10 protein-coding genes are annotated in these 9155 nt (G+C 57.4%); 1 reads left to right on the forward strand and 9 read right to left on the reverse strand.

Annotated features, from left to right (window positions below):
- A partial coding sequence (locus FDW87_RS21410) for a hypothetical protein (RefSeq protein ID WP_252362948.1) occupies positions 1-77 on the forward strand: 77 nt, incomplete at its 5' end.
- Between the two features lie 67 nt (positions 78-144).
- On the opposite strand, the gene eutR is transcribed toward FDW87_RS21410, so the two are convergent.
- The 9 genes from eutR to eutJ form a co-directional block, all read right to left on the reverse strand.
- The gene (eutR, locus tag FDW87_RS01085) at positions 145-1197 is read right to left on the reverse strand and encodes an HTH-type transcriptional regulator EutR (RefSeq protein WP_016153944.1); all 1053 of its coding nucleotides are present in this window, start codon (positions 1195-1197) and stop codon (positions 145-147) included.
- 48 nt (positions 1198-1245) lie between these two features.
- Positions 1246-1776 carry an ethanolamine utilization microcompartment protein EutK gene (eutK, locus tag FDW87_RS01090; protein WP_137379369.1) on the reverse strand — a complete coding sequence of 177 codons (531 nt, stop codon included), beginning with the start codon at positions 1774-1776 and terminating at the stop codon, positions 1246-1248.
- A gap of 11 nt (positions 1777-1787) precedes the next feature.
- Positions 1788-2447 carry an ethanolamine utilization microcompartment protein EutL gene (eutL, locus tag FDW87_RS01095; RefSeq protein ID WP_137379370.1) on the reverse strand — a complete coding sequence of 220 codons (660 nt, stop codon included), beginning with the start codon at positions 2445-2447 and terminating at the stop codon, positions 1788-1790.
- A 9-nt stretch (positions 2448-2456) separates the two neighbouring features.
- Entirely contained in the window at positions 2457-3353 is an 897-nt protein-coding gene (eutC, locus tag FDW87_RS01100; protein WP_016153947.1) for an ethanolamine ammonia-lyase subunit EutC, read from the reverse strand.
- A gap of 20 nt (positions 3354-3373) precedes the next feature.
- Positions 3374-4735 carry an ethanolamine ammonia-lyase subunit alpha gene (eutB, locus tag FDW87_RS01105; protein WP_003038029.1) on the reverse strand — a complete coding sequence of 454 codons (1362 nt, stop codon included), beginning with the start codon at positions 4733-4735 and terminating at the stop codon, positions 3374-3376.
- Positions 4736-4746: 11 nt separating this feature from the next.
- Positions 4747-6150 (reverse strand): ethanolamine ammonia-lyase reactivating factor EutA, encoded by a 1404-nt coding sequence (gene eutA, locus FDW87_RS01110; RefSeq protein WP_016153949.1) that lies wholly within the window; start codon positions 6148-6150, stop codon positions 4747-4749.
- Positions 6147-7379: an ethanolamine utilization protein EutH gene (gene eutH, locus FDW87_RS01115; protein WP_016153950.1), complete on the reverse strand. Its 1233-nt coding sequence runs from the start codon at positions 7377-7379 to the stop codon at positions 6147-6149. The genes eutA and eutH overlap by 4 nt, the downstream gene beginning before the upstream one ends.
- 27 nt (positions 7380-7406) lie before the next feature.
- Positions 7407-8594, reverse strand: coding sequence for an ethanolamine utilization ethanol dehydrogenase EutG (gene eutG, locus FDW87_RS01120; protein ID WP_016153951.1), 1188 nt, complete (start codon positions 8592-8594; stop codon positions 7407-7409).
- Positions 8584-9155: ethanolamine utilization protein EutJ (gene eutJ / locus FDW87_RS21415; protein WP_252362930.1), on the reverse strand; the 572-nt coding region annotated here is incomplete at its 5' end. The genes eutG and eutJ, both read right to left, overlap by 11 nt.

The raw sequence follows: 9155 nt of genomic DNA on the forward strand, positions 1-9155 counted from the left end.
AGTATGACTGGCAGCCGGAAGCGAACAGCCCGGAAGCCGCCCTTAGCGAGTTTATTCAGGTTCGCGACTGGGTGTAACCCCAGACAATACCAGCCCCCAGGCCGGATAAAACGCATTTGCGTCGCATCCGGCACATTCATCGCATCATGCCCACTGGCGCATGCGCTGATGCAGCGTCAATGAAGGTTTTTCCGCAAACAGCTGCTGGTAGTCGGTGGCAAACTGCCCTAAATGCCAGAATCCCCACTGCATGGCGGCGTCTTTCACCGTCGTACTCTGCGACCACGGGCTTATCAGCTCGCGACGTACGGCGTTCAGGCGAATGCGTTTTAACCAGGCATTCGGACCGATACCAAGGATCGCGTGAAAGGCGTTTTGCAACGTCCGACGGCTGACGTGCAGTTGATTACACAGATCGAGCACGGTCAGCGGTTCTGACATATTTTCCAGCACATATTCGCGCGCACGCGACAGCAGGCGACGATAGCTCTGATGGCTGATGCTCTCAGCCGTGATAATCGGCTGCGCTTCTTCCAGCATAGTGCCCATCGCCAGCAGCAGGTTATCGCCCAGCACTTTGCGTACCGCAGGTTGATGGAGGTTTTCCGGATTTTCGCTAAACGTCGCCAGCGCCTGCTGCACAAAGCCCCATAACGCGGCTTTGTGTTGTTCTTTCACTTCCAGCGCCGACTGGTTGCGCAGCATATGCAGCACTCTTTCCGGGTTATGCAGGAAGTTGGCCTGACGGGCAATCGCCTCTTCCGAAATGACGACACCCAGAATGGTGTAATCATCCGGCGTACTCAGTTCAAACTCTGTCCCGCCAGGGCGGGTGGCAATTTCAGCGCTCCCCAGACACTGGGTGCCAATAAATCCCTGTTCGCCGCGCGTGGCCGGAATACCAAACCAGAAAGAGTTCGGCCAGACAAGACACGACTGACGTAACGCCAGTCCGGTGTATTCACGGAACACCTGAATATCATCGAGCAGGATTTCCGTGAACTCGCCATGAAATTTTCCCGGATGCAACTGGTCGTAGATCTGCTGCCATGCGGTAATCGTCAGCGCATGCTCATACACATCCGTTGTTCGCCGCTGGTGAACGTTGTCCACCTCCACTTTCGGCGTAAGTTTAACGTCTTCGGGTAATGCTTCATGATAAAGATGGTGCAGGTTTGCAGTACGGTTCTTTTTCATGATCTTTTAAGCCGGAAGCTTCAACGAAGCCCCCGGCCCTCCGACAGGTTAATTTTTTAAGCGATAGCGACTACTGCGTTTACGCAACGCTCCGTCAGAAAAGAGCTGTTCCAGCGCCTTTCTGGCTTCATCAAGTGACCAGCCAAAGTGGGCAGCCACTTCCCCTGCCGTCATTCCTTGACGGACCGATGCCAACAGCGTCAGAAGTTGATCAGAGGATTCAGGCGTCAACGGGGCGTCCTGCGTCTTCTGCGTTTTTACATCTGTTTTCACTTCTGGCTTCTGTTCTGGTTTCTTCGGCTGGCGCATAAAACCGCCGATCAGCCACTGGGTATCATCGTCCGGTCGGCCGATTTCCTTACGGCTGATAACACGGCCTGTACGCGCAGCAGCGGCGCTACCGGCATCCAGCGCTGCGCGGCACGCCGCCAGATCGCCTTCCACCACCAGCGTCAACCGGCCAGGATCGAGCACTTCGTGGCTAAGCAGGCGCACGTTCGCGGCTTTCAGCATGGCATCCGCCGCATCCACGGCAGCGACCATGCCATCCACTTCCAGTAATCCCAGTGCATTGATCATCACAACCTCTCTTACGCGCGCTGGATTGGGTTACGGGCAATATCCAGAACGGCATCGGCAAAGGCGTTACATGCAGCTTTACAAGCGGCCTGGCTACCGGTCATAAACGCAGCCGAATAGTTGGTTTCTGACGGTGGCGGAACGTAAGCCACCAGTTGTACATCAGCCGATTTCAGCGCAGCATCAATACCAAATGTCGCTTCCAGCGGCGGCGCCACCAGATACGCCATCGGATCGCCAAGCCGGCATCCTGCGGTCGCCGAGAGATACGAGCCGGTACGCGAAACCACATGCGCCAGGAAGGCGGTATCTTCTGCGTCATTCGCCCACTGAAACGCCGCGCCGCTTTCAATATTGGCTACCATCGCGTCCAGACCTGCACGAACTTCAGCCGGGTTGGGTCCACCGAGCATAATCAGCACTTCACCCGAAGTTGGAGAGGGACTGTGCGCCGCGCCGGCATACAGCGAGCGGCCATAAACCACTTCCACCATTGCCTGTTTTGTCGCTTCGTCTGCGGCAATATACGCCACGTCATCAGAATCTGCTGTGATGAGTCCGAGGCTACGTATATGTGGCGGTAATTTAAGTTCACGGGCAAAACCGTCATTTACCGAGGCAATCACGCGCATTGCGGTGACAGAAGGTCTAATCAAATCTAATGCTGGCATGATGCCTCCTTAACGGGTCATATTGATGCCGGATGCTTTTTGCTCCAGCATGCGCTTGGCCAAATCCACAATGACCGCCGCCGCTTCAACCGGTGGCGTACCGCCCTGGTGAATGTTCGAGATACAGGTACGGTCAGCTTCAACGGTCGTCGCCACACGCGGCGAATAGACGGCGTAGCAAGAAAGGCTTTCCGACTGGCCCAGGCCCGGACGTTCCCCAACCAGCAGGATCACCGCTTTCGCGCCCAGCAGTTCGCCGATCTGATCTTCGATTTTCACGCGACCATAGCGAACAAAGAACGGCGTCCCGACCTTCAATCCGGCCTGTTTTAAGCCAGACAACAGCGGCGGCAGGATCTCTTCGTAGTTAGCGGTGATAGCGTCCGTAGACAGGCCATCAGAGATAATCACCTGCACATCCGGGTTCATTACACACTGTGATTTCAGCGCTTCAATGGCTTCCGCACTCAGACGACGCCCCAGATCCGGACGCGTCAGATACAGGTTTTTGTCACTGATTTCCGAGCGCACTTCCAGCAGCCCCTGGGCTTTTACCCACTCTTCCGGCACTTCTTTCAATACCGTATCTTTCGAACGCGAGTGGTCGGCCAGGAAGCGCAGCAGCGCCTGGGTACGCGGACGTGGACCGGCTCGACCGGTACATACACGCGCCGCAGTGCTGCGACGCAGTTCAGTCAACACCTCTGCGCGGTGCGGATTCTCAACGCCAATCCACGCTTTAGCCTCGGCTGAGCCTAAATCCATCGCACAGCTTTCACCGGTCGGCGCGGCACACTGGGTGGTGCTGCATTGCGCTTGTACTGCCGGCGCTTGCGCCTGCGGCTGCGACTCACCCATTGACGCCATCACGCTGCGTACAATTTCTTCAATCTGTTTTTGATCCATCGTGTGTCATCCCCGCGTCATCAGAAGAACAGTGACGGATCGCCCGCCCGTTTGGTCAGGCGACCGTTTGCCATAATGCCCATGGTTTCCAGCCAGCGTTCAAACTCCGGCGACGGACGCAGGTTCAGCAACTGGCGCACGGTCGCGGTGTCGTGGAAGGCGGTGGTCTGATAGTTGAGCATGATGTCGTCACCGAGCGGCATGCCCATGATGTAGTTGCAGCCAGCGGTGGCGAGCAGAATCATCAGGTTTTCGTTGAGGTTCTGGTCAGCATCAGCATGGTTGGTATAGCAGCAGTCGCAGCCCATTGAGATGCCGCTCAGCTTGCCCATAAAGTGATCTTCCAGACCCGCGCGAATAATCTGACGGTCGTTGTAGAGATACTCCGGCCCGATAAAGCCGACAACGGTGTTCACCAGGAACGGATCGTAGTGACGCGCCAGACCGTAGTTACGTGCTTCCATCGTCACCTGATCGGCACCGAAGTTAGCGCCAGCGGAGAGCGCAGACCCTTGTCCGGTTTCGAAGTACAGGCAGTTTTCCCCGGCGATACGGTTAAACTCAGCGCCCACTGCACGCGCTTCATCCAGCATGGCCAGCTCAACGCCAAACTCTTTTAAGCCTTTCTCGCTGCCGCAGATACTCTGGAAAATCAGCCCGCCCGGCGCGCCGCGACGAATGGCTTCGATCTGGGTAGTAACGTGCGCCAGGACGCAGCCCTGGGTCGGGATATTGAATTTGTCGATGACGCCGTACACGGTATCAAGTACGCGGCTTAAGTTTTCCACGTCATCTGTTACCGGGTTAACGCCAATCACCGCATCGCCCGCCCCGAAGGACAGCCCTTCGTAGATTTGTGCCGCAATACTCTGCACGTCATCACGGGTGTCGTTCGGCTGTAAACGACAGCTGAAGGTGCCCGGCAGACCAATGGTGGTGTTGGCCTTTTTGATCACCGGCATTTTCTTACCGCCGTAAATCAGGTCCGCGTTAGAGCAGATTTTTGCTACCGCTGCGACCACTTCCGACGTTAATCCTTTGCGCGTAAACGCAATGTCATCAACGGAGGTTTCATCGCTCAGCACGTACTCGCGCAGCTCGCTGATACTCCAGTTTTTGATGCGGTTATAGGCCGTTTCGTTGACGTCGTCCTGAATCAGACGCGTCACGCAGTCCTCTTCATAGGAAATCACCGGGTTGTTGCGGATATCCGCTACCGTCATTTCCGACAGCACCTGTTTGGCCGCCACTCGCTCTTGCGAACTGGTTGCAGCTACCCCTGCCAGCACATCCCCCGAACGCAGTTCGTTGGCTTTTGCCAGCACCTCTTTAACATCCTTAAACTGATAAACATTGCCGAACAATGTGGTCTTTAGTTTCATAAGTCGTTCCCTCAGGAAGGAAATGCGAGTGATTTCACCGTCACCGGCACAACCGATCCGCCAAAAAGAGGCGTACCAATGTCGATATAGTCCCCCGCCCGGACAACCACCTCATCGATGACTGCCAGCGGGTGTTGCTGTAACTGTGGGCGTAACAGCATGCCCAGGGCTTTACCAAAATCCTGCTCGGCTACCACCAGCAGGGGATGCGGATTCGGATGGCGCGCGACAAAGGCCAGTAGCGCATCAATAACCGTTAACAGCGCGGCGTAGCGCACCGGCAGCGAACCGGGCAGCGCCAGCACGTAAGCGTCTGTTTGCGGGTCCAGATCGAGCTGCATCAGCGCTTGTTGCCAGGCGGCCACCAAATCAGCCTCATCAACCGGAATCGCCACCGGCAGATTGCGCAGCGGAAGCGCCACACCTTCCAGCCAGATGGTGCTGCCCGAAAGCGACAGCGTATGCGCACCGGCGCCAATCACCGTGGCGCGCACGGTTTGCGCCGGGAACTGCACGTTCATCTCACGCAGGCGCGGATGTTCATGCAGCGCCGTCGCTAACAGCGGCCCAATATCGGAAAAACAGAATGGATCGGCAGGCTGGTTGCGGTAGCACTCGCCCACCCCGCCGGACAACGTAATCACTTCCGGCTTCACACCCGTCGGCAACAGACCGGTTTGCATCAGCGCCTGCGCCAGCGGTGACAGCGTGCCGTCAATCACCTCAACGATCAGCGCCGCCATCCGTCGGGCCACCTGAACAAGCTGCGCCGCATTGAGGGTCCGGGCGTCGGTGCCTGGACCAAATACGTCATCAACAATCATCTGTCCTGGCTGATGCGCATGCACCACCCGCCCCTGACCGTCCGTTTCCAGCAGTCGTCCGCCGACGTTCAGGCAGGCCGAACCGCTGACTTTTCCGGCATCGAACAGGACGTAGTTCGACGTCCCGCCACCGATGTCGATATTCAGTACGCGGCACAACTTCTGCTCTGACAGGGTTTGAGCCCCTGCGCCGTGACCGGCAATCACTGATTCCAGATGCGGACCGGCGCTGGCAACCACGAAGTCCCCCAGCGACTGAGAGAGCGTCATCACCGCTGGTCGCGCGTTGCGGGTTTTGGCACTTTCTCCGGTAATGATGATCGCGCCGGAATCGACGGTCTCAGGCGCAATTCCCGCCGCCTGATACTGGGCGAGGATCAGCGCCTTAAGTTCGGCCTCTTTCAACCCGCCCTGCTTATCAACGGGGGTAAAGAACACCGGGCTTTGCCAGCTAATTTCGCGTTTGATGAATTCGTAACGCGGCACCTGCGACACCGCCGCACGGTTGACCAGCTCAAGGCGCGAGAAGATGACCTGAGTGGTGGTGGTGCCGATATCGATACCGACGCTGAGTAGCTGGCGAGTATTCACGATTGCGCCTCCGGGTTGGTTTCTGCTGGTGCCGGAACATCTTCGTCTTTCGGTACCAACAGCATAGCCACACCAATCGCCGTCACGCCGCCAATCAGCTTGCCGACAATCATTGGGAAGATCATCGCGTTCATGTTGGCCGCGGCGAAACCTAAGTGGTCACCCAGAGCGAAGGCTGCGGAGACCGCAAAAGCGCAGTTGATCACTTTGCCGCGGGTATCCATATTCTTCATCATGCCGAACATTGGGATGTTGTTCGCCAGCGTCGCCACCATGCCCGCAGCCGCAATATTATTGATTTTTAACAGGTTACCGACGCTCATCAGCGGCTTTTCAAACCAGCGGGTCAGCAGCAGTACCATTGGGTACGCACCCAGCAGCACGCAGGAGATAGAACCGATAACTTCGATGGCGCGCATCACTTCACCTGGCTTGTCACCCGGTGCCATGAAGATAGGATCAAGACCCGGAATCAGTTCCCAGCCGAGCAGGAATTTGATTACCGCTGCCGCCAGACCGATGGTGATCAGCGCCACCAGGAATTTCGCGAAGATCTGGAAGCCGTTGATCATTTTTTCCGGGATGAATTTCAGTCCCAGCGCCACCAGCACGGCAACGATCAGCACCGGGATCATGTTCATCAGGATTAGCGCGAAGGTGAACTCCACCGGCTGCCCGTTGATTTCGACACCGGAGTACATCGCGATCAAACCACCCGCAATACAGCCAATCGGAATGGTGACGATCCCAGCCAGCACGCCCAGCGCCAGATAACGACGGTCGGACGGTTCAATAATCCCCAGCGCAACCGGAATAGAGAAGACCAGCGTCGGCCCCATCATCGCCCCGAGGATCAGGCCGGAGTACAGCCACGCCGCAACGTCGCCGCCCGCCAGTTCTTTCGCCAGGAAGAAGCCGCCCATATCGCACGCCAGCAGCGTTCCGGCAAACATCGACGGGTTAGCGCCCAACATTTCGTACAGTGGAATAATCACCGGCCCGAGCACATGCGCCAGTACCGGTGCCAGCGCGGTCATACCGACCATCGCCAGACCCAGCGCGCCCATCGCCATAAAACCTTCTTCAAACTGGCCGCCCGATCCTTCAATACTCTTCCCGAACTTACCGAGGAAGCGTGCCGAACCGCCGAACTGCGACAGGATCCTGTCCACGGCGGCAATCAGCATAAAGAACATCATGATGTACATGATGATTTCGTTAATTCCCATAACCTTCACTCCCTGTCATATGTGTATTTATTGTGCCGCCGCATACAACGCGATAATGTCGGCCTGCGTGGCGGTGCGTGGGTTACTGCGAATACAAATATCCTCCAGCGCGGCGTGAGCCCATGCGCTGTAATGCTCGGGCTTTGCCCCAACGTCAGAGAGTCGTTTGGTCTGGCCCACTTCGCTAATCAGCTCGCTGACGGCGTTGATGGCATCGCGATCGTCCGACTTCTTGTTGGTTAACGCCCGTCCGATATGGCTGAAACGCTCACGACACACCATGCGGTTGAAACCCATTACTGTGGGCAGCAGCATGGCGTTAGCCTGTCCATGTGGGATGTGCAGCGTCGCACCCGGCTGGTGCGCCATCGCGTGACACAGGCCCAGCCCCGCGCTGGAAAACGCCATCCCGGCCATACAGGAAGCCAGTAGCATGCTTTCTCGCGCCGCCAGATCCTGACCATAGCCAACGGCCTTCGGCAGCGATTTACCTATCATCGCAATCGCGCCAATCGCCAGACTGTCGGTAAACGGCGTCGCGTTCAGAGCGCTATACGCTTCAACGGCGTGCGTCAGCGCATCGATCCCGGTCATCGCCGTTACGTGTGCGGGCACACCTTCCGTCAGCGCGGCGTCAAGAATCGCCACATCCGGCATCAGGGTTGCGTGGGCCAGCACTTTTTTAAGCCCGGTCGCGGCGTCGATAATCACCGTGACATTAGTGGTTTCTGAACCCGTTCCGGCGGTAGTCGGTACGGCAATCAGCGGCAGACGCGGGCGTAACGCGCTGCTCTCGTCCATGTCTGCCAGCGTCTGGGTGGGATTGGTCACCAGCAACGCCACAGCCTTTGCGGCATCCAATACGGAACCGCCACCAAAGGCCACTACGCCATCGCACTTCGATTCACGCAGTTGCGCGACCGCCGCGCAGACGTCCGTAATGCACGGTTCGCCCACCGGACATGGCCACAGCGTCATCGCCACGCCTTTCATCGCCAGGCTGCGTTCCAGTGCGGCGGTCATCCCCGCCTGGTGCAGGAAACTGTCGACCATAACGAACATATGCGTCAGGCCGCGCGTTTGTGCTTCCTGTCCGCAGGTACTGAGCGCTCCCAGTCCACACAACGTAACCGGTGGAACGCTAAACGTTTTTACGCGTTGCAGATTCAGGGTATCGAATGCCTGAAAGAGCGCGGTCTGCAATTCAGCTTGCATAGATTCCTTCCGCTTTTTCTTTTCCGCTATTTGCAATCGCCAGCGGGGTCATAAACAGGCTGTGCTGGGGTAAATGCACCTGCAGTTCCGGGAAACGCTTACGAAACAGTTCATCAACGCCCGGCTGCATACAGGAACCACCGGCCAGCCATAAATCTGCCACGCCCTGTCCGGCAATATGGTGAGCCACAATTTCCGCCATTTTTTCGTAGACCGGCTTAACCACCGGCCAAATTTCTTTACCGTTGCTGCGTTTGTACTGCTCCGCCTCTTCCAACTGGATGCGACGGTTCCCGGCAAGCGTCAGAGAAATGTGGTGCCCGCCGGTCGCTTCATCGGCGGAGTAAGTCACCTTGCCTCGCTTCACAATCGCAATCCCGGTGGTACCGCCACCGATATCCACCACGCCAGCGTTATCAAGCTGCAACAGGTCCGCCACCGCGGTCGGTTCGTCGAGCACATGACTGACTTCAAGCCCGGCAGATTCCAGCACGTTGATCGAGATTCGTGGGTCAGTTCCCGGTGGAAACGAGGTTGCCGCGTGGGTAAAGCGGCAACCCA

Origin of the sequence: Citrobacter sp. wls826, from assembly GCF_005281245.1 — a bacterium.
GTDB classification, from domain to species: domain Bacteria; phylum Pseudomonadota; class Gammaproteobacteria; order Enterobacterales; family Enterobacteriaceae; genus Citrobacter; species Citrobacter braakii.